Genomic DNA, 20007 nt, shown 5'->3' with positions numbered 1-20007 from the left:
TTCTCCTCCATTCTTCTCTCTATAATTGGACTACTTTTGTAGTACTTGGTAGGTTGATAGCTAACATTACTAACTCACCAGCAGCTGCACTAGTAAGGTATTCACTACCTTCAAGTTCGACACCATATACACCATTTGTATCTACACTAAGGGGAGCAGCAGTAAAATCTCCATCTTCTAAAACAGCAGCCTTTTGTCCAGCTGTTACACCAGCAGAATCAGCAGATACTTTAACCCATACAGTACCTTTTTTTAGTACAGAAACAGGGTTACCTTGTAAATATTGATCGTTGTCCAAATCACCTGTAACGCTATTTAGAGCAATCCCTGCAAATATATCTGTAGACGCTGCACCATCCCAGGCTTTCACCTGAATCTCTTTATCTGTTCCTAATTTAACAGCTTTGCCATACTTAATTGGACTTCCTTCTGCTGCCATACTTCTTGCTGTTGCTGACATACTAGCTTCTGCGATTCTTCCTGCTCCTGTAGCAGCTGGTTGATATTTTTGTACAGTCATTATTTTTCCTCCTCACTATTTTTTCATTTGAAGTCTTTTGCTTTTCATGCTTGTTACTAGATCCCCTGCACCTGCATCATTCTTAATTTTTAAGTTGTTGGCGCCTGTGCTAGAGTGTTCTGTATTTTTGTAAAAATCAACAATTGTATCAAATCGCGCATCAATGTACTCTTCACTTTTCCCTTCTCCGGTGAAGCTTTCATCGCCTAGAACCTTGATGCAATCTACTTTAATTTCTCTAGGCTTCTTGCCCTTAAAGTCGTAATCTGGATCTAAAATAATGGCCGCATCTTGTACTACTTTCAATCTGGCTTCAATTGCTTGATCCAACTTTATTTCTGATAATTGATTTTTTTCTAGTTCATCTTTCTTCTCTTGAAGCTTCTTAATTTCGTCCTCTTTTCCATCTAGCTTGCCTTCGAGTTGTCCTACTTGCTTAGTCAACTCATCACTCTTTGTTTCCAATGCAGTTACTCTTGTTGCTACCACTTCCGGTACTTCGTACTCCACTCCGTCAAGTCTAATTTTCATTTCCTTCATCCCTTCCTTTTCTTTATAATTTTCAATTTCATCAGTTCTGATCTGAACTGCAAAGCTCTCTTTTTCATCAGTTCTAGCTGAACACTCAGGACCACAACGACCTTTCTTGACCATGGCCAAGTGATTGAATTTAAAATCTGTTTGTCTTCTGTCATACTTTTGACCTTCATACACGCCGCTTTCATCGATGACTCTACACTCAAATCCTAGCGAACATTCTTTTTTCAAACCTGTGACAATATCGGCGATTAGTTTAGCATCAAACACAGTTGCTTTATTTACCATAGTCACATCTTGCATCTCTGCCTTTTCATGTGTCCAACCAGCAACTAATTCTTTTGAATTATGTGCAGATATCAACTCATAAGGATGTCCATCTGTAATAGGTAGGTTGTTTAGTTGTTCAACTACTTTAATCAAATCGTCTGGATGTTTAAGTTCATAAATCACTTGACCAGATTCATAATCCATATAGGGGTATACTCCTGGCTTCACTGCTGCAAGACTATAGTTTAAAAATCCTCTCCCATCTTCTTGCATCATATTGACTTCAACTCTGTCATATCTTTGCTTTAACAATTTTTCACCCCCCTTATATATTAAGTAATTCATCGGGATCTACTTCAGCTGTGCATCTGCATCCATAATCTTCACCTGGAAGCAGGCCTTCTGTACCAGCTCCTTCTGACCACAAAAACCTTTTACCATTAAATATTTTGTGCTTATCTCTTACATTCCCATCACCTACATCACTCCAAATAAAGCCTTTCAGTCCACTTTGCTCATACTTTGCTTTATTAATATCTGCAACTAGACTACCTGTTTGATCTCGTGCGATGAACTTGGCTTTAGTCCTGCTTGTTTTATATGCCTCCTGGAGCCCATCGGCAATTTGTTTGTTCGACCTACCCCTACGGACACCTTGAAGTATGACTGTTTCAACGTTATTATGATAGTTTTCAGGTATAGATTTTATATAGGCAATATTTTCTTTGTTGGCTGCTGTGATAATATCTAAAAGTTTACTATCTCTACCAATTGGATCTACCCCTAAAACTGACCTAAATTGATTTGCAAATTGCTGAACAATGTTGTTTCCAACGGACTTCGTAAATGCATCTGCAATTTTTACTATTTTATTTTCATCAAAATAGTATTCTAGTGTTTCTGTTCTCAAGGTATCTAATAGCAGGTTGATTTTCAGAATAGCGTTATCATTACGTTCATTAAGACCATCATTTCTTATATTATGAGATATCTTCTTTTCGAAGGTCTCTATAACATTAGCATGACTACTAATTAATAACCCTCTGACTTCCTTGAAATAATCCCATGCAGCACCAGAAGGGAATCTAGACTTAGGTGTTTTAGCCATGGTCCATCGCCTCTTTTGCTTTTTTTACTTCTCTTGCAATTTTAAGTAGCTCTTCCTCACTCATATCTAGTTTTTCAATCATTGAGGTTTCGTTAAAGCGCTCTTTCCTGGTTTCGTCCGGTGATCTAACATTATGAGTAAGATAAATGTTATCTATCTCAGCATTCATCTTTCTAATCTTTGCATCAGTCTCAGCGTCTAACTTCCACAGGGGATTGAATTTCATTTTGTACTTCACGTTATCGGGTTCAATCGACTTTGTCCCAACTCCACTTTTACTCGCTAAAAGTGATAGGTCTATTAAGTATTCCAAAGGCTCTCTTACATGTGCTTCTTGCATTCCTGCTATTCTCATATAGTAATTCAGACTATCAAACTGCCCACCTGTCACAGTTCCTTGGGGTTGACCCATGATGTGTGATTTTGGCATTCGACTCACAGCAGATAACATTTCCCAGAGAAAATCGTACATATCTTTCAGGGGTAAGCTTACCGAGGGGGATATATAATCTAGGTCATCTTCTTTACCTATCACAGCAAGACTTAACGTATTGAATTCAAAGTCTAATTCATTTTGTATGTTCTGTCTCAGTTCCTTGTCTGACATATCTACGCCATCGGTTTTCAATCTTTTATGCACCATCGAGTACATCAATTGACCTGTTGACCATGTTGCATTGTCAAATATCAATAGCAAATCATAGAGAATTTCAATCAAAGGTATGCCACGTTTTTCATCTTCAATTTTTCTTGTTGCAAAATGAATAATTCTATCATTGTGAACTAGCTTTGTATCTCCAGCTCCTTGAATTTCAAAAAGTTCTGTACTTCCATATTCAGGTGAGAACACATCTTCATTTTCTATATAGTCTATTAACTTGACTCCACTAAAAGCGTGGATATAGTCAATATCAGTTAGCTTTGATATCTCTATTGGATCAGAAATCTTGAATAACCCTGTTTGCTTTGCACCTATAGATATAAGACCATCACCCCTAAGTCTTTCAAATTTTAGAGCCTCTTGGAAGTTGTATTGCGCACCTAGGTTGGAGAGTTTATTCATGATCTGTTGTGCCAGTGCATCTTCCACGCCAGCAATAGAAATCCATTCTCTAGTTGCATCCTCGGCTGGGATGTTCACTATATTTTGAAATATACCGTTTACAGCATAGATGTCGGATATCATCCACTGACTCATTCTGTGCCTTGTAATGCCCTTTTGTCTGCTCAGTGGGTCTTTGGCTGTTCCCTTACTACTGGTTGATGACTCGAAAAAGTCTTTTTTGTATCCGCTGCTTACGCTATTACTTTTCTTTTGTTTTGTCTCTTGTCTTTTTCCCAAGTAATCACCTCCCACTTTTAACGGTATCCATCAGCTATGCTATTTGCCTTTACCTTGACTTCGCCATTGATCACTTCTACAAATCCAGTTATCGCGTCTGGACCATCATCATGCTCGTTTTTGCCTTTTCTTTGATACTTGGCCATAGCTAAATAGTACTCATTGTACTTTTTAGCCCAATCTTCTGGCATGATAACTTGCTCTATAACATTAGAACTATTGACCAGTATTCGAGTTTTCTTGTTCTTGCTCTGAAAGAACCATTTGATGTTACATTTCTTGTTTTTATACTTTTTCCTGAGAATATCTTCAACTTTTCTGGCGAAGCCACGGCCACCATTATTGGACTCAAATATGGCGTTTTTAACGCCATAAATATGAAGTCTTCTTGCCACTTCTTCCTCCGTTACTTCCATTGCTTCATCGGTATAATAAATATCTTTCACATAACCAAGTCTTCCAATTACGCCACCGATAGGCATACAAAGATAGTCGCGCCCTTCATCGGCGGTATCAATATACGCAATAATGTCTTCAAATGCTTCGTCATCCACAACATCATAGGTTTTGAACTCTTTGTACAAGCTGCCTTTTTTATCAATAGGCCTTTGTAGATAATTTGCTTCAAAGATGTCTTCATCGATACCGCCTTTTTTGTCCATGATGGCATCATAGGATAGTATCTCATCACATAAAGGTTCATCTTTTTCATTTAGTACAGGCATCTCTAGTACATATGTCTTTTCAGGGAAGTTTGCTATCACCCTTCCTGCTAAGTCATCTGTAGCCCATCTAGTTTGGATGATGATTTGTATGGCACCTTCTACCATCCTGGATAAGAATGTGTTTTTATACCAATCCCAGTGCGCTTCTTTGACCCTTTCATTAACAGCTTCCGACTTATTTTTTATAGGATCATCAATGATTCCGATGTTTCCACGCATACCGGTAATTGATCCATCAAAGGATGTAGCCAGGTAACTCATATATGCTCCTTCTAAACTCCAAAGGTTCATAGCTCCATCACCGTCTTTGATTTTCACAGATGGAAAGAAACTATTAACTACATAATAGTTGTCATCACCTTCGATTTCTTGGTCCTGTATATGCTCTCTAACCATCTTGGCAAATCTAATTGAGAGGGTTTGATTATACGAAACCGATATAATCTGATTACTGACACTGTCTCCAAATGCCCAAGTAGAAAACATTCCAGCAGTGTAACTTTTCCCGTGTCCAGGAGGGAGGTTAATTACAAGTATGCTATAAGGTTTGTTGGTCTTAGGATTTATGAGCTTTTTTTCATAAATAGCTTGTATGGTTTTGCATACCTTATCCTGAAACGTCCTAGACTCTCTAAAAAATTCAGGATTCATTCGGTTGCAATACTCTCTAAAATCACGTCGCCCTACAGCTATAATTTTAGATCTTTCACTATTCTGTTTTCCTTGGACCAACTCGTGAATGATATTCATATTCTAGTCTCCCGTTATATATCGCGTTACTTCCCCGTTACTTCGCGTTATTTTAAAGTTACTCCCCTCACGAGGTACGATAGGTCTGTTTAATCTGCTAAGTTCCTTAGAATCGATTTTAAGGCATTTTTTGCTGAAATTTAAAAAGGACATGCTTCGCCATTTGATAACCAGCCTTTATAGATAAGCTTGTTACCAATTTTGAGCCGTCCTATGTTCTCGAAATGCTCAAGCACAGCCGCAACATGTACTCGTTTTATTCCGATACCTTTATGATCTCTATGCCTAAATCCACAGTCTTTGCATCACCTAGTACAGATAAGCAAACCTTAGCCCTGCCTTTTCTTTTATCAACCTTAATGATATGCCCTTCCATGCCCAGTAGAGGTCCTGACACAACCTGTACTTTATTCCCTTCTTTTACAATTACCTTGGATAACCCTATGAGCTCTCCTTGATTGCACAATCTCAATACTCTTTGCATTTCTTCTAAGGGGATGGCCTCAGGCTTTTCAAGGCCTAAAAACCTATGGATACTTGGTATCCTTTTCAATTTGTAATATGTATCTACATCTAGTTCTACGTTTAAAAAAAGATAGCCTGTAAACAATATCTTTTTAACATGCCTGGTCTCTCCTTGCCTTTTTTCAGGAATTATTCTTTGTGGAACGATCACTTTGATATCTTCGATTTCTTTCTCCACAAGCTTCTTTGCTTTCATTTCTTCATTGCTTTTTACATGCACTACATACCATTTTTTAATTGTTCTTCGCCTCCATCTTTTTGGATATGGAATCTACTTTCTCAGATAGTTTCATCAGTAGCTCTGGATCATTCTCCAATTCTATCCGTAGTTCCATCTTGATAGCGGTGATGGCATCTTTGATGCCTTTGCTGTACTGTAGCTTAAACTTCTCTTTATACACTGCACTTCGTTCTAATGCGACAACAATTCTTGCTGCTTTTTCAATTGGCATGTTTTCTATTTCTTCTTGAGCTGTAGCAATCTTTTGTGCTAGGCCAATAGTCAACATTGAAGTTGTTGCTCCAATGGCATCAAAATTGTTGTTCTTTTTAGCTGCATCTACAATAATCCTTGTTTGTTCAGCTACTTCCTTCATTCTTTGCACAACTGCATTTTGACGCAATGCATATCTTCCAACACTGGATTTTGATATTTCATATCCTAATTCAGTTATTTCATCCGCAATTTCATGATAAGTAAAGTTAACATCAGCTAGTCTATCGTCTAATAACTGTCTTATCTCTTCTGGTAATTCATCTACCCTTGACTTGATTCTGTTTCTTTGTCTTTCTTTAGTCATTACAGCTCAACTCCAGGATCATCGATGGTCTCTTCAATCAAATCAACTCCCTTGGCCGTCAACTCCACCTGATCATCATCTTTAATTTCAGAGAGCTTTATAGCCGTAACAGTGATGTACTCCTTATCCTCTAAATAGTGTAGAATCTTTGTCATGTCTGCTGAAAATGTAACACCTCTCGAAATGAGAGCGCTTCGTATGCCATTCACACTGACGGAATCGGGGTAGAAAAGAGCTAGTGTCCTAAGAACTTGACCTCTTAACATTTTATTTTTCATTACTTGTGCTTCCACGTCATACACTCCTTTTGACAACTAACACGTCGTGTATTTTGTCTAGTTTCTTGTCAACGTTAGACATAGCCCTGATGAAATCATCTTTATGTACATATTCCTTGGCAATTCTTACTTTGTGTTCATTGAATTCTTCTTTCAATTCCTTAATATCTTCTTGGTTTTTGTTCGTCTTCCAGTTAGTTTCACTTATGTTTTTATCAATGCTCTTTTTGAATTCTTTGAGGAAATATGCAATTGTACCTAGTCCTAGCATTATTATAGTTTGTATGACCCAGCTTAGATTAAGTTCCATACTATGTCCTCGTTCCCAGCCGTTCAGTATTACTCAAAGCTTTTTGTATTTTAGCTGTTATGTTCTCAATGTCATTTGCTTTAAGTTTCACCTCAGGAAAAATCGTATTAGTTTTAGTAGCTTTAACTTTCTTTACCTTTTCCTCAATTGTGTTCATGATATAGGTTTGTGCATCTCCTAAACTTGCTTCAATTGCTTGTTTGTACTCTGGTTCTAAAGTCGTCAGAATTTCACTGTAGGCTTGCATTGCTAAATCGCTAAGCTCAGTCTTATCTTTCTTTCCAGACTTTACTGCTGCTCTAAGTACTTTTGCAGTTTTTTCCTCAATTTTGGTTACGGTTTTCTCTGCCACATCTTCCAGACGCCATAGTGCCATCTGTAATACTTCTCTTTTACTTTCCTCTTGAATCTTTTCTGTTTCTAGCTGCATTTTCTTTGATGCTTTGTTAAGAAAATATGTTACATATGCCCCTGCTAACCCGATTAGTCCAATTGCCACGCTGACAAGAATTTCCCTTAGTGCTGTTTGAATTGCGCTCATTATTCGCCCTCCTTTTTTTGAATATAAAAAAATCGTAGTATGATTTTTTATCACACTACGATTTTACATTTATTTTCTAGTATTTACTTTTGAAGGCTTCAACAAAGAATTCAGAACAGTGACAGTTGACTGTGATGCGGTTTGTTTCTTTCTTTTTTAACCAACTCCGAACATATTTCCCTTACCCATCTCTCAGTAAAGCCGTACTTTGCAGCTAACTCACGATAATTATATCCATTAAATTCTTCTTTTATGAGCTCTTTTCTCTTGGGGTCACAGGACTTCACAATCGTAGGGAAATATATTTGACTTCCTTGAACCATCTTAGCTAACTCTAATGTAGCTTCGAATCCTATTTTGGTTGCTATCGTATAATAAGGTTCATCCAAATCATCTATCGTAATCTTTTCTAACCAATTTTCCATGACCTCACCACCTTTATCATAATTAAGTTGGCTTAAAATATCAACACATTTTTTTATTTGAGGAAGTTGGAATTAACAAATCCAATCAACTCTCCACGTCTCACTACCCACCAGGTACCATCAAAATCAAACAACTTGTCAACCTTATACCCTGCTTTAAATTTACCTATGATTGTTCCCATTACATCATTTCTAACATTCAGGGACTCAGTAATAACTTCATGCCTATCTTCAAGAGTTTGTTCTTCTTTTTTCTCCTGGTGTAAATCTTTGAAAGGTAGCCCAAAGAACTCACATGCCGTTTTGATTTGTGCCCGTGCTGCATTCTTTCGGAAGGCACTTGAAAGGAGTAATTCTTTGTCAAGTGGGTTTGTCATGAACCCATTTTCAGACAAGTTTGCTGGCATATTTGTCGCTCGTAAAACATAGAAATTTGTCCAGTGATTTAATTGACTACCTATTATGCCTCTCGATGGATTCTCTAGAAGCTCTTTTGCATTTTTTTTCCATATCTCAGCGAATTTTTTAGAGTTTGCAGATGTGCCCCAGTAAAAGGACCAATGTCCTCTAACTCCAGCGTTACCGCTTGCATCCGCGTGAGTGGATAGATATAAATCTACTTTTTCAGCGTTCGCCGTTTCGACTCGGTGTGAGAGGGGAACCTCTTTCCCGTTCAATGGTTGTACTAATACAACTTTAAAGCCGTTGTGTTCTGCTAATTCCTTCGCCATCCCTACTACTGCGCTATTGAAAGCAAACTCTGGCAGTCCAGGGACGCCCTTATTCGGTGGGTATGTGTCTACGCCATGCCCTGCATCTAATGCTATGTACTTGTTAGATGGAGGGCTATCTACTTTTTTCCCGTAATTTCATATGGCTCCTTTGTATAGATCAAGATGCCATCCGCTACAGCTCTGTTGTCATAGTACTTGTTTTGAATCTTGCCTTCTACATCCATGGCGGAGCTTCCACCGCCATCCGCATTAATAGCTGTATTACATCCGAGTTCTAACATTACCCTTGCGCTCTCTACAGCAGTCAATCCTTTTTCTTTAGTCATTCTACCTTCTGTTACAACGAATATATAATTTTCCTGATTGTCACCTATCAATGTCCGGGGATGTGATTGGTTTGTAAAGGGAAACTTGTCACCTTTCATAATGTTCATTTTCCCACCGACTACCAAGCTGTATGACAATGATATTGCCCAATTTGCTTTTTTATACTTAGTTTTCAGTTGATTGGCTGTAATATCATCAATGTGTAATTTACCGTTCTCGTGAACTAGCTCTAAAAATGCGTCCCCTGCCCAGCTTTCAGAAAGCAGGAATCCAGAGTCTACGTAGAACATTCCGTAAGGAAGCGTTCTATTTCCATCAAAGAATCCACCGTTAACTGCACCGATTCTCTTGTATCCGTTAGCTTCAAAATACGAATGTCTTATCTGTTGCACCGGTTGTCGCTTTGTTCTATCTCCCAAGCAAGGCATTATGACAACACCTTGTTTTGGTACTTCGAGTACATGAATAGTAGTATCGTACCTTCTCATTGTGTACTTCATTATTTGTAATTTCAATTTACTTATCCCCCTTAGTATACTAATCTAATATCTAAATCCTGTATTCCCCATGCAATTGCACCCTCATAAGTCTCCTTGAATATGTCTATCCTTACATTTTTCTTATCATTTCTTAAAGCTCCCCCAGTATCTTGAATCTCTACTTCTCCAAAGTTAGGTATGTATATCTTAGTGCCATAAGGGAGGCGCTTGGGATCTGCTGCTGCATATATTTTACCTGGTGTTTTTCCTGTTGATGTTATGCTGGGATTAGCATCTGCATTTATTCCATTTCGATCATCACTAGGGCTGTAGGCCGTTACTTTAGCTCTAATTACTTCTAATCTCTCTATTTGTTCCTGAAGTTCTTTGATGAGCTCTTTTTCGTTAATTATGTTTTTATTCAATAAATCTTTTTCCAAATTCAGCTTATCAATCTGCATCCATAGCTCTTCATTTTGTTTCTGGTGTTCTTTTACAGTAGTATTCGTACTAGCCATGATAACCATTAAAAGCAATATCCCCCTTTTCTTACAAATAGCATTTAGTAGTTAGTCTCTAGGATCAAGGACGCTTCCTAGATACCTTTTATAATCTTCTTTTGCTAATGCTTCTTTTTCAGCTAAAAATTGTATTCTTTTAGCACATATGCATACCTTATCGGGTTCTGAAATATCTCTTATAATGCTTTTGGTTAAGTCCACAATCTCTTCTAGAACTTTAAGTTTCATCACTTGGGACCCCTTTCGTTAATGTCCACTTTTGGATTTTCTATAAGCATTTTTGGTAGCCATTATATTTCTTATAGATTTTTGTATATTCTTTGCCTTTTTAAAGCTACCATATTTGTACTCATAATCCCTCCAGTGAGCTAAACTCATTAATAATCCGAGATTATCTGGATCTAACTGATTATCTTCTCTGTTTATAGGTATTGCTTTTAAGGGTCTTATCTTTTTCAAAAACATACTTTCGCCTCCTTCCAACTATTCTATGTGTTGATAGCAAGCCACTTCATCATATTGGGGTTCTTCTGTTCTAACAATTCTTGTGTTACAAATTCGTTTACTGCAAAACAAACATTCATCCTTTATTTTGGTCATGCTTTTCATCCTTTCTTGTTGATAACTTGCCTATTTATCTAAATAAAGTTAATTGATCAAGTTTATATCTAAAATCTTCAAAATCAACTTCTAGTAGTTCTTCCTCGTGCATTTCATATCTCACTCTATATATTTTCTTGTCAATACAACTCACAGCTAATTCATAAAATGGATTACTGCCAGTTATATGTAGCCTTTGAACATTTACTATTTTATTCACATTAAATATATTATTTTTAACGACTATGACTGACATGTATGCTTCTCCTTTTTATTGCAATGTGACTTAACTTACAGTTTCAAAATTTTCTTCAAGTGTTTCTTGCGACAATTCTAACCACCCTAATTCATCATTAGTTAGTCTAATTTCTCCACCAACAACTCTAAATGAATCTTTCTGGATATTCCAAATAGTACCTTCTTCTATAGCTGTATATTCATTTTCTATTGTAAACCCATTGTCATCGCTCATTTCCAATGAAAAACCTTTAATACATTTCATTTTAATAAATGGTTCTACGTCTGTGCTTCCACATTTTGAACAAACGCATAAAAATCTAGTTGTTTCAGATATTGTGTGTGTTTTCCATTCGTTATTACATTTGTTACATTTTAACTCATACATTTTTATCCATCCTTTCATGTCGCATAATCTAAAAAAATGCGACTTACCATCCTAATTCAATCTCTTTTATATCACCATTTAACGCTAATTCAAATATCGTTCTCTTTTTATATGGCTTTACTTGTATTTTGTAACATGGAATATTATAAATTTCGCAAGGAGATAACGCCCAAGAACCTCCTTGTTTTCTTTTGTAATAGCCATGATGCCTTATTTCGCCCATATAAGTTACTTTTTCATCACTTACACTACCTATCCAACTTTGTAATTGTATAGTGATTTTTTCGCCTACTTTCAGATTTTTAACTTTTACAAGTAGCTCCAATTTCATCACCTCTTTGCTTTTCCGTTTCAATTAGAAGTCTTCTCTTCTAAATTATAGGCAGTAACCACCTTCATGCGTGCAATCCCCATCTTCTGTAGCATATGGACAGTCTATGCATTTATCCATCTTCATTCTCCTTTCACTTAATGATTACTTTTCCAACCCGACTTCCTGTCTTATCTTTTCAAACTTCCTCGCTAGCCTTCTTAACTTGTTCCTGCAAGTTCTGTGTTCTCTCTCATCCCATACAACCCTTAGACATTTCATCCAAAATTTTAATTTTAATATCATGTGTATCCCCCTTATTTTTCAAATAAATTTGTTTAACTTGCTATTAACTCAATCACATTATTGTTCTTAATCAAGTGACTCTTTAATGACTTGAATGAAGTCCAATAGGGTTGATAAGTAGTATACTTGAATCTTTCTTCCATCTCTTTAAGAAGCTTCTTTGATAACTTCTTATAAGCTTCTTTTTTATCCTTTTGAGAGAACATTGACCTGGTCGTTGGTTTGAAGAACCTACGCCTTTCCTCGCAATCTTCAAGATACCACTTTCCTTTTATAGAACCATTTACATAGACGGCTATGACATTTTTAAATTGTCCCATCCTCTCTAACTTTAATGTGACTTCATATCCATCACAATCCAGTTTCACTGATGTATAAAAGCTTTCAAGCTTAACCTCCACCTTTTTCCATTCTTCCGATTTCATTAGCAGCACTCCTCTTCAAAACATTTTTCTTAACTTTTGATAAAGCTTATCCTGGTATCTCTTCTCGATCCTAGCAACATAACTTTGAGATATACCTAGTCTTTGTGATACATCTATTTGTGTTAATCCCTGATATCTTAGCCTTATAGCCATTTGCCTTTTAGTAGATTGTTCTTCAATGCTTTCTTCAATTAGATTATCCTTTATGATCGATCTAGCTATGAGCTTCTCTTCTCTTCCAATAAAACTTTCTTCTAGATTTTCGTCACTAGCTAATGTTTCAAAATTATAGATACTAGATCCATCATCAAAGCTTAAGTTTTTAGCATCTAACCTCACGAATGTCCATCTACTCCCTTTTTTAAGTCTTTTGATATACAGGAGTATTTCGTTTTGTATGCATCTATTAGCATAAGTATCAAATCGTGTTTGCTTGCTAGGATCATAGCTATCTATTGCTTTAATCAAGCCAATGCAACCTACACTAAATATGTCTTCACTATCTTGATTTTTATACTTATAAGCTTCATATGCTACCAACCTCAAGTTTCGTTCGATAAGGTGTTTTCGAATTTCTTCATTATTCAATTCCCTAAATTGATTTATCAAACGTTTACTTTCCTCTTCTGTCATGGGTTCTTTAAAATTCACCTTGTGTAACAATTTTTCCACCGCCTCAGCTAGAGCGACTTCCTCTTAATTTCCAGTTACATTTTCTAGAGGCCATTCTTACAGTTGCTCCTTTTACATACGCCATATAATCTCTTTGCTTCTGCTCCCTTTGTTTAGTTCTTAACTCAATAACCTTTTCCACAAATTCCTCTTTGGATGGAAGCACGTTTGTCCCCCCTTTTTTTGCAACTTATTTTGCAAATTAGCAGCTTTTATTGAGTTGTTCCTTCGTCACATCATTCATTTTCAAATGTGAATCCATACATCAGAAGTGTTTCTTTATCCATGGGTTGACCAGCTAAAAAACCTTTATTCATTAGAAACCTTCCGCTCCGAATCATCTTGACCATTCTGTCTGTATTAGCTTTGTTTGGTAGAATTCCCCGTTCCTTTAATGACTTTTTCATGTCTTCAATATCAAACTCAATGTCAATTTTGATACTAATCATTTGTTTAGCCATCCTTCTCAACCACCTTCTCCACTTCAATTCTTTTAATCATCTTCTTTAATATTTCGATTAGCCTGCTACATCCATAACCGTCCAGCCACTCAAGGCGCTCTACCTCAAACATTTTCTTTACAAATCCATTGATTCTGTCATTGTCATTGTTCCAACCTAATTCTTCTGTCATTCTGTAGATAGTCTGTCTTTGAGCCTTCGTCGAACTTCTACCACCATCATCTGTTCTTTTTTGCTTTTTCTTCTTCTTGGGCCTAACCATCGCATCAATTACTTTGTTGGCTTGCGCTTTTGTCAATTGCTTCATGCTTTCCTTCTTAGATTCTCTATAAATGATCGTGTATAGATCTTCCTTTTCTAATCCAATCTCTCTAGCAGTCGCCCATATCTTCTTTATTTGCAAACCTGTAATAACTTCCATACTGCCAGCTCCTATCTTTTTTATGAAAAAGGACTAGTAAAACTAGTCCCTATTCATCTTTTTCATATTCAACGCCGATCTTCAATGTCTCATCTACGATAACAGCATGTTTTAGTTTTTTAATTGCATCCTGAAACCCCGGTGTCCCTTCTTCGTACCCTGATACTTCCATGAAGTTCACGATTCTTTCCCAAGCTGCTGCCTCTGTAATAAAATAAGCCCAATGCTCTGCTTCTTCTTGGCTATGTCCTATAGTCTTCAGAAATTCTACATCCTTTTCAAAATTACCCTTCAGCTTCTTTTTAGCTACTTTTGCTTTACCCTCTGAAAGGTTCATTTCTTCGATGATATCTAGCACCTTTCTCTCAGTGTAATTCCCACTTACCAAAGGCCCGACGACATTCTTAAAAGGTGCTGTAAGCTTATACTGTATCTCTTCTTTAGCAAAATCCTTCAGAATGTTCTCTGGTATTACTCCTCTTAAATACTCAATGCTTACCAACTCAACCTTTTCAGCAGTGGTAACTATTGCACAGTTGCTGTCATCACCATAAAACTTTACTTGCTTTACCTTGCTATTTTCCAACGCGGATGCAGCTTCATTCTGTATGGAAAGTTTATGTTTGTTCATTTCTTTTCTGCCATCTGCCATCAGTGCATCCCACTTAGCAAGTTCATTAACCACTTTTTTGATGTTATCCATCTACCTTGTCCCCCATTTCTTTAATACATTTAGAGCATACATGGTTGTTTTGGTACCTTACCACACCATCAATAGTTCTACAGAACATACATCTTGGAGTATGCTTTGAGATTATCAACTTCCCTGCCTCTACCTCAATATCAACTGCTTGCCCTTTGTCCATGTCAATTTCTCTTCTGATGTCCGAAGGAATGGTGAACCCTCCACTTTTATTAATCTTTTTTGTTTTCATATTATTTTGCCTCCTCAATTATATTTTTTGTAAGCTCATGGAGCTCATTAACAAATTTCAATATCTCTTCCTTGGCCACAATAATGTAGTTATCATAATTTTCTTCGTTGCGAATCTTTATGGTGGCTTTATCTATTTCATATTCCATTATGTCTCCTTTATATATTGTCATTACCTTTCTTAAAGTCCCCTTCTCAGAATGTGGCGCCTCTCCTATAGCTTCTTGGGCTTTTGTTCTAACTTTTGACAATCCAGCTTCATTGATAACTTTGGTTAAGCGATCATTTGCTTTCCAATCAAGGTCAGTCTCTTTCTTGGAATCAATCTCGTCCTCTTCTTTTCTAATATTCTCGAACAGTTCATCAACTTCACTTTTATCTCTTTTTTCTGCTATCAGATCCGCGATGCCCCACTTACCATAGTAGGTTTTGATTGTTAACTTTGATAAGCCATACTTCTCACTAATTGTTTCAATAGCAGTATTGTTCCAACCATATGCTATGCATTCTTTGAGCAAGGTTTCTTTATCAATACTTTTTTTCCTAGGCACAGTCTCTGTTTCCCCCTTTTCTAATACTTCTATCGTGGTGTTCCCATTGATAACTTCCAACTTCGATGTGGTAACAATGTAACTTCCTTGATGGATGGTAATGAAGCCGTCATATTCACCTACAACGATACCTTCGAAGGATTTTGAACTCTTAGGCTTTTTAGAGTTGCAAGTGACTTTAATCCTATCTCCCTTTTGAAATTCCAACATTTCCTTTGGCTTCTACTCGATTGATAAAGAGCTTTAAAGCTCCTTTGCCGATGTATTCTTTTTCGATGTAGTTTTTTATCTCTTCAATCGTCCTTTCTTTTGTTTCTAAACCCTCCACCAGGCTATTGATATTTACCTTTAAATTTTCTTCAAGTCTCTTCCGTTGTGCAGCTCCTTCCATCTTGATCAAGACATCTTCCATTTTACGCCCTCCTTTTTATTAAGTTTTCTAACCGCTCTATTTCCTTCTGGCAGCTTCCCAGCATACGCTTCAACATCTGTAGGTCTTCTGTCATTTCATCCTCATAGTGGAGTCGGCTGGCTTTATCTTTCATCAATTGCGTTTTGTTTTCTGCACATGCTGGGTGGATGAATTGTTCATTGTAGAGAATCCAATCATCTTCCCAAACGAGATCATCACACACCCAACAGGTGTCTAAAATACAGCCACTTGCCATTACAGCATCATCATTTTACTAACCTTTTCGATTGTCTTCAGGTCAATTTCTCGTTCGTCTTCCACCAGGCGTAATACGTTTCTCAGTGTTCGATCCAATAAGCGGAAGCAGCCAGTGTTACTATTCGTGCCACGAATAATCAGTTCTTCCCTTGCTCTATCAGATATTTTGCAAAACTGTAAGTACTCAATTACTTCTTCCCTAGACAAGCCTTTAAGAGTAATGCAGAAATCTACTCTGTTAGCAAATCTGGCAATAAAGCCCTTTACCATGCTCTCTAATTTCGGTTCTCCGGCAATAACCAAACCTACTGTGTCCTGGTCAAATATTGTTCTAAGAATCTCCATCTTTTTTTGTGTGTACTTTGTAACTAGCTTGTCAGCTTCGTCCACGATTAAGAGGTACCCTCGATTCACTTCGAAAAATTCCTTAATTCCCTTGACTCTTTTCCAGATCGAACCGTAACCCTGAGGCAGCCCTATAGCTTCTTCAATAGCCTCCACTAAGTCTCTACTTCCCATGGAATCATCACATTCCACATAACACACTCGGTCTAGCTTTGCATATTCCTTCAATGTTTCGGTCTTTCCAAAGCCTGATTTACCTACGATAACACCAAGCCCTTGATCTTCTTGGCACCCCTGGCATACTCCCATGATGTCCTCCACATCTCGCGTAATGAAAAGTTCATCTCTTAGTTGTCGCACTACCTTCTCTTTTCCTGCCTGTTTTTCATCTAAAAACCTTCTGATTGCAAGTTCTAACTCGATTGATTCATAGTCACCTGATAAGTATCTAGATAATGCAGTTCTGCTGTACCCAATCTCCTTGCTTGCTTTTTCTTTACTCATGCCAGTTCTCTTTAAAAGCTCCTCCATCTCCTGTGCAAGCTCCGGTGCATTTCTATATAGTTGTACTGCCATTATTAATCATCCTTTCTATCCTAGTTTTTTTAGTGCAGCTAAGGCTTTCGCCGATTGACGTTCAAAATATTCATTCTCATCACTTTTTTGCTTTGTCTTTTTGTGTTTGAGTTCATCTTTATATTGTTCGTCCTGGGGAATCGCCACAACTTTGTCATTCTTATTCGCCATTTCAGGTGTGACAATCTTTTTATCAGCATTTTCAATAATATCTTTCTCATGCTGCTGTCTTTCCTCGTAAGTCATCTGGCGATATTTTACTTTATCAGTCTCATTTCTTAAATGACGTTTTTGATCTTTATTGTGCTCTTCAAAGGCCTTTTGTGACAGTTTTGGTGCGATTCGTAACAGTTCATAAGATACAGCTTCACAAACTTTTTTACCTTCTTTGTTATAAACATAGATTCTTGTAATATCTTCTGGATGGTACCTGATATCAACTCTTTGTCCAATGTATTTTGATAAATCTTGATTTTGATAGTAAATTGCCTTCCCATCCCGTGTAATCTTGATTCCCATGTTGGTTACACTTCGCTCTTCACTTTCTAATAAGAGACTTAAAGCATATTCCAATGGTGGCGCTGCTTTATAATATCTTTCAGCGTGGTGAAATACATCGACTGGAACAGGGCTTTCTTCCCCTTGATCCTTTAATCCGCCATGGACCCTCGTATGATACTTTTCTACCACCCATTTTTCAATTTCTGTGCAAATTCTTCCATTGTCATTAACTCGCCATTTTCTAGCATCTTTGCAATATCTTTCTTCACCTTGGCGTCGGTCTTTGATCCCGTTAACGTGCCGGTGTAACTAATCGTTCTCTTTGTGAACTTCTCACATACAGTTCCAAAAAATCTCTCCACTTGCGCCTTGCTCCACGGTTGGAATGGAAGAGATCTCATATCATCTTCAATACCTATGCTACGGTAAAAACCTTTCACGTCTGCATCCAGTTGTACCCTGATTTTTCTAGACCTTCCTGTTAGAGATTCCGCCGTATACTCTTTCCCATTGTCAATCAAGAGATATTTACAAACCCCGTAAGGTAGTAATGAATTTACTTTAGGATAAAAAGCATTTATCAAACTCTTCTTGATGATGAGTGCATCAGGATTCTCTGCAACAGCCCAACCCACTAAAGTTCTACTTCTCATATCCAACCAACCAACCAATGCAGGACGTATTGCTTGGAGCTTTCCATTGGATCTTCTCACAGACACCCAACAGTCAAATGAATGAACATCTCCTTGCAGCACTTCCAGTACTTGAAGACTTTCAACGTCTCTTTTCCGTTTCATCATAAAATCATTCTTCCACTGCCGTTTCCCTCTAGCCACTAATGCAGTTGCCCCTTCTCCGTCTTCCTTCTCTATATGTCCAATGTATCTCCATACGGTGTCATAGCTAGGGAGAGGTAATCCTTTTTCAATTGTCCAATCCTCCAGGTCTTCGTATAGGTTTGTCAGCGGTTGATTGTTCTCTTGGAATACTTTGGAATAAAAGATATTTTCAATTTTCGTCTTCACCGGCTCCGTCAGAGACGGGAATTGGTTTTTCTCCCGTGGCTTTCGGCATAAAGCAAGAACCATGAAATAGTCATAATTTTTCTTGCTAGCTTCTTCCATGGTATCTGCCCAGGCTTTAGCTTCTATATAATCTTTCACGCGACTTAGTAACGTTCGACTGCTAACCTCTAACTTTTTTGCAATTTCCGTTGCGAATTTCGTTTTGTTTTTCCCTTCATAATTGAGATAGATTTCAATTTGCTTAGAAATCTCCACCGCCTCATAAAAATATTTACTGTAGTTCTTTCTGTACCAAGATATGTCCACTTGGGTATACCAAGGAGCTTCCTCTTTATTATCAGGAACTTCATGCTTTGCTTTATAAGTTCGTCGAGCTTTTTTAGTTAATGAGTCCAGGGCTACCATCACCCTATCCTTCCCACCGCTCTCCGACGGCTCAATTGTTGTTTCAAAGTCTTCTTTGTTACGCTGAATTTTTCTATAAAGCGTATAGTAGGCAACTCCTTCTAGCTTAGCCGCTTCCTCTATGCTAATGTATGCTTCCAAGATATCCCCCCTTTACAGTTGGCATGGGGAGAGTGTATAATGAAGGGGATTAGAACTCGTACTGTCAGTTTCTAATTATCCTAGTTTTTCGAGGTGTCGCTCTGGTGAGATGCCTCTTTTCTTTTTTGCTAAGATATTCCCCTTCATTGGTTCTCCTTTCATGCCGTTTTACTTTTTACCGCTATCTTTTTTGCCTGTTCACCTTCGATTACAGATCGAATTTTGTCACGGTAATCATAGCCAGGGCGCAGTCCATACAAAATCATAGAGAGAAACCTTTCATCTATGCCTATGCTTTCACTTAATTCTCGCTGAGTCATATCCAGCTCTAGAAGGCTTTGCTTGATCCATAGACCAAATTCTGTCATCTTGTTCTTCCTCATATGTCTCACCACCTTCCTCTTACACTAGTTGTTCCTAATGACAAATATCGTTGCAGGTCCTTCCTCTTTAATGCGAGAACCATTTCCCTTCACTTGATAAAATTGCCCCGGACTTACTTTAATCATCTTAGCTCCATGTCGATTGGCTAGTTCTTTAGCTAGCTCCTTCTCCTTGTAGTCCTTTAGCTTCTTTCCTAGTCCAAAGAACACATCATCGTCCCCCTTAACTTCTTCTTTCTTAGCAATCCCAAATGTTTCTTCGAAAGAAACACCCTCTTGCCTTGCTTCACAAATCCTACTCTTCTCATCATCGAACACCCAAAGCACATTTACTTCTAACAAAGGTTCTATTTCAAACGTCCTGCCTACGTACTTCTTCAGCACATTAGATGTATAATTTTTGTTTTTATACCTTATAGATCCACCCTTGCCAACCTTTCTTTTCTCTATCACATAAACGCCCC

35 protein-coding genes are annotated in these 20007 nt (G+C 37.5%); all 35 read right to left on the bottom strand.

The features are described from left to right. Nucleotides 1-19 precede the first annotated feature (19 nt). Entirely contained in the window at nucleotides 20-520 is a 501-nt protein-coding gene (locus AMET_RS24290; protein WP_011971555.1) for a structural cement protein Gp24, read from the bottom strand. A 15-nt stretch (nucleotides 521-535) separates the two neighbouring features. Then, nucleotides 536-1639, bottom strand: a complete 1104-nt coding sequence (locus tag AMET_RS09665; RefSeq protein WP_011971554.1) for a DUF2213 domain-containing protein — start codon at nucleotides 1637-1639, stop codon at nucleotides 536-538. Nucleotides 1640-1652: 13 nt separating this feature from the next. Further along, nucleotides 1653-2435, bottom strand: coding sequence for a phage head morphogenesis protein (locus AMET_RS09660; protein ID WP_011971553.1), 783 nt, complete (start codon nucleotides 2433-2435; stop codon nucleotides 1653-1655). Then, the gene (locus AMET_RS09655) at nucleotides 2428-3777 is read right to left on the bottom strand and encodes a DUF1073 domain-containing protein (RefSeq protein ID WP_011971552.1); all 1350 of its coding nucleotides are present in this window, start codon (nucleotides 3775-3777) and stop codon (nucleotides 2428-2430) included. Before AMET_RS09655 ends, AMET_RS09660 begins: the two co-directional genes overlap by 8 nt. Before the next feature lie 17 nt (nucleotides 3778-3794). Next, nucleotides 3795-5252 carry a phage terminase large subunit gene (gene terL, locus AMET_RS09650; RefSeq protein WP_011971551.1) on the bottom strand — a complete coding sequence of 486 codons (1458 nt, stop codon included), beginning with the start codon at nucleotides 5250-5252 and terminating at the stop codon, nucleotides 3795-3797. A gap of 256 nt (nucleotides 5253-5508) precedes the next feature. After that, on the bottom strand, nucleotides 5509-6015 hold the full coding sequence (gene loaP / locus AMET_RS09645) for an antiterminator LoaP (protein WP_041720246.1): 507 nt from the start codon (nucleotides 6013-6015) through the stop codon (nucleotides 5509-5511). Further along, nucleotides 6011-6577 carry a DUF3486 family protein gene (locus tag AMET_RS09640; protein WP_011971549.1) on the bottom strand — a complete coding sequence of 189 codons (567 nt, stop codon included), beginning with the start codon at nucleotides 6575-6577 and terminating at the stop codon, nucleotides 6011-6013. Before AMET_RS09640 ends, loaP begins: the two co-directional genes overlap by 5 nt. Beyond that, nucleotides 6577-6870 (bottom strand): hypothetical protein, encoded by a 294-nt coding sequence (locus tag AMET_RS09635; protein ID WP_011971548.1) that lies wholly within the window; start codon nucleotides 6868-6870, stop codon nucleotides 6577-6579. The genes AMET_RS09640 and AMET_RS09635 overlap by 1 nt, the downstream gene beginning before the upstream one ends. Before the next feature lies 1 nt (nucleotide 6871). Continuing rightward, nucleotides 6872-7165, bottom strand: a complete 294-nt coding sequence (locus AMET_RS09630) for a hypothetical protein (protein ID WP_011971547.1) — start codon at nucleotides 7163-7165, stop codon at nucleotides 6872-6874. Nucleotide 7166: 1 nt separating this feature from the next. Continuing rightward, a complete protein-coding gene (locus tag AMET_RS09625; RefSeq protein WP_011971546.1) occupies nucleotides 7167-7706 on the bottom strand; it encodes a hypothetical protein in 540 nt (179 codons plus the stop codon). A 110-nt stretch (nucleotides 7707-7816) separates the two neighbouring features. Then, a complete protein-coding gene (locus AMET_RS09620; RefSeq protein WP_011971545.1) occupies nucleotides 7817-8131 on the bottom strand; it encodes a Mor transcription activator family protein in 315 nt (104 codons plus the stop codon). Between the two features lie 53 nt (nucleotides 8132-8184). After that, a complete protein-coding gene (locus AMET_RS09615) occupies nucleotides 8185-8958 on the bottom strand; it encodes an N-acetylmuramoyl-L-alanine amidase family protein (protein WP_083760799.1) in 774 nt (257 codons plus the stop codon). Between the two features lie 23 nt (nucleotides 8959-8981). Then, nucleotides 8982-9707 (bottom strand): phosphodiester glycosidase family protein, encoded by a 726-nt coding sequence (locus AMET_RS09610; RefSeq protein ID WP_041720244.1) that lies wholly within the window; start codon nucleotides 9705-9707, stop codon nucleotides 8982-8984. Between the two features lie 14 nt (nucleotides 9708-9721). Further along, complete coding sequence (locus AMET_RS09605) at nucleotides 9722-10189, bottom strand: 3D domain-containing protein (protein ID WP_198135371.1); 468 nt, start codon at nucleotides 10187-10189, stop codon at nucleotides 9722-9724. A gap of 51 nt (nucleotides 10190-10240) precedes the next feature. Next, nucleotides 10241-10420: a hypothetical protein gene (locus AMET_RS09600; RefSeq protein ID WP_011971541.1), complete on the bottom strand. Its 180-nt coding sequence runs from the start codon at nucleotides 10418-10420 to the stop codon at nucleotides 10241-10243. 18 nt (nucleotides 10421-10438) lie between these two features. Further along, nucleotides 10439-10657, bottom strand: a complete 219-nt coding sequence (locus tag AMET_RS09595) for a hypothetical protein (RefSeq protein WP_041720243.1) — start codon at nucleotides 10655-10657, stop codon at nucleotides 10439-10441. Nucleotides 10658-10826: 169 nt separating this feature from the next. Continuing rightward, entirely contained in the window at nucleotides 10827-11048 is a 222-nt protein-coding gene (locus AMET_RS09590; RefSeq protein ID WP_011971538.1) for a hypothetical protein, read from the bottom strand. 30 nt (nucleotides 11049-11078) lie between these two features. Then, complete coding sequence (locus tag AMET_RS09585; RefSeq protein ID WP_011971537.1) at nucleotides 11079-11417, bottom strand: hypothetical protein; 339 nt, start codon at nucleotides 11415-11417, stop codon at nucleotides 11079-11081. 43 nt (nucleotides 11418-11460) lie between these two features. Continuing rightward, the gene (locus tag AMET_RS09580; RefSeq protein ID WP_011971536.1) at nucleotides 11461-11772 is read right to left on the bottom strand and encodes a hypothetical protein; all 312 of its coding nucleotides are present in this window, start codon (nucleotides 11770-11772) and stop codon (nucleotides 11461-11463) included. Nucleotides 11773-11892: 120 nt separating this feature from the next. Beyond that, nucleotides 11893-12033 carry a hypothetical protein gene (locus tag AMET_RS25745; protein WP_157047129.1) on the bottom strand — a complete coding sequence of 47 codons (141 nt, stop codon included), beginning with the start codon at nucleotides 12031-12033 and terminating at the stop codon, nucleotides 11893-11895. Between the two features lie 32 nt (nucleotides 12034-12065). Next, the gene (locus AMET_RS09575; protein ID WP_041720240.1) at nucleotides 12066-12458 is read right to left on the bottom strand and encodes a hypothetical protein; all 393 of its coding nucleotides are present in this window, start codon (nucleotides 12456-12458) and stop codon (nucleotides 12066-12068) included. A gap of 15 nt (nucleotides 12459-12473) precedes the next feature. Beyond that, nucleotides 12474-13130: a sigma-70 family RNA polymerase sigma factor gene (locus AMET_RS09570; protein ID WP_011971534.1), complete on the bottom strand. Its 657-nt coding sequence runs from the start codon at nucleotides 13128-13130 to the stop codon at nucleotides 12474-12476. 4 nt (nucleotides 13131-13134) lie between these two features. Continuing rightward, nucleotides 13135-13296 (bottom strand): hypothetical protein, encoded by a 162-nt coding sequence (locus AMET_RS25740; RefSeq protein WP_011971533.1) that lies wholly within the window; start codon nucleotides 13294-13296, stop codon nucleotides 13135-13137. A 70-nt stretch (nucleotides 13297-13366) separates the two neighbouring features. Next, nucleotides 13367-13591 carry a hypothetical protein gene (locus AMET_RS09565; RefSeq protein WP_011971532.1) on the bottom strand — a complete coding sequence of 75 codons (225 nt, stop codon included), beginning with the start codon at nucleotides 13589-13591 and terminating at the stop codon, nucleotides 13367-13369. Beyond that, nucleotides 13584-14012 (bottom strand): regulatory protein GemA, encoded by a 429-nt coding sequence (locus AMET_RS09560; protein WP_011971531.1) that lies wholly within the window; start codon nucleotides 14010-14012, stop codon nucleotides 13584-13586. Before AMET_RS09560 ends, AMET_RS09565 begins: the two co-directional genes overlap by 8 nt. A 49-nt stretch (nucleotides 14013-14061) precedes the next feature. Next, a complete protein-coding gene (locus AMET_RS09555; RefSeq protein WP_011971530.1) occupies nucleotides 14062-14715 on the bottom strand; it encodes a hypothetical protein in 654 nt (217 codons plus the stop codon). After that, nucleotides 14708-14947 (bottom strand): AbrB/MazE/SpoVT family DNA-binding domain-containing protein, encoded by a 240-nt coding sequence (locus AMET_RS09550; RefSeq protein ID WP_012063120.1) that lies wholly within the window; start codon nucleotides 14945-14947, stop codon nucleotides 14708-14710. Before AMET_RS09550 ends, AMET_RS09555 begins: the two co-directional genes overlap by 8 nt. A gap of 1 nt (nucleotide 14948) precedes the next feature. Next, nucleotides 14949-15707 (bottom strand): hypothetical protein, encoded by a 759-nt coding sequence (locus tag AMET_RS09545; RefSeq protein ID WP_041720237.1) that lies wholly within the window; start codon nucleotides 15705-15707, stop codon nucleotides 14949-14951. Beyond that, nucleotides 15682-15909 carry a hypothetical protein gene (locus AMET_RS09540; RefSeq protein WP_011971527.1) on the bottom strand — a complete coding sequence of 76 codons (228 nt, stop codon included), beginning with the start codon at nucleotides 15907-15909 and terminating at the stop codon, nucleotides 15682-15684. Before AMET_RS09540 ends, AMET_RS09545 begins: the two co-directional genes overlap by 26 nt. A 1-nt stretch (nucleotide 15910) precedes the next feature. Next, on the bottom strand, nucleotides 15911-16165 hold the full coding sequence (locus tag AMET_RS09535) for a hypothetical protein (RefSeq protein WP_011971526.1): 255 nt from the start codon (nucleotides 16163-16165) through the stop codon (nucleotides 15911-15913). Then, nucleotides 16165-17088 (bottom strand): AAA family ATPase, encoded by a 924-nt coding sequence (locus tag AMET_RS09530; RefSeq protein ID WP_011971525.1) that lies wholly within the window; start codon nucleotides 17086-17088, stop codon nucleotides 16165-16167. The genes AMET_RS09535 and AMET_RS09530 overlap by 1 nt, the downstream gene beginning before the upstream one ends. Nucleotides 17089-17103: 15 nt before the next feature. Beyond that, on the bottom strand, nucleotides 17104-17778 hold the full coding sequence (locus AMET_RS24285) for a Mu transposase C-terminal domain-containing protein (RefSeq protein ID WP_049765243.1): 675 nt from the start codon (nucleotides 17776-17778) through the stop codon (nucleotides 17104-17106). Then, nucleotides 17772-19160, bottom strand: a complete 1389-nt coding sequence (locus AMET_RS09525; protein WP_049765242.1) for a transposase domain-containing protein — start codon at nucleotides 19158-19160, stop codon at nucleotides 17772-17774. Before AMET_RS09525 ends, AMET_RS24285 begins: the two co-directional genes overlap by 7 nt. Nucleotides 19161-19318: 158 nt before the next feature. Next, nucleotides 19319-19543, bottom strand: coding sequence for a transcriptional regulator (locus AMET_RS09520; protein ID WP_011971523.1), 225 nt, complete (start codon nucleotides 19541-19543; stop codon nucleotides 19319-19321). Nucleotides 19544-19567: 24 nt separating this feature from the next. Next, nucleotides 19568-19996 (bottom strand): BC1881 family protein, encoded by a 429-nt coding sequence (locus AMET_RS09515; RefSeq protein ID WP_041720235.1) that lies wholly within the window; start codon nucleotides 19994-19996, stop codon nucleotides 19568-19570. Nucleotides 19997-20007: the final 11 nt, after the last annotated feature.

Origin of the sequence: Alkaliphilus metalliredigens QYMF, from assembly GCF_000016985.1 — a bacterium.
GTDB lineage: Bacteria > Bacillota > Clostridia > Peptostreptococcales > Natronincolaceae > Alkaliphilus_A > Alkaliphilus_A metalliredigens.
Note: the sequence above shows the minus strand (reverse complement) of the source record. Positions and strands in the feature narration are given on the sequence as shown.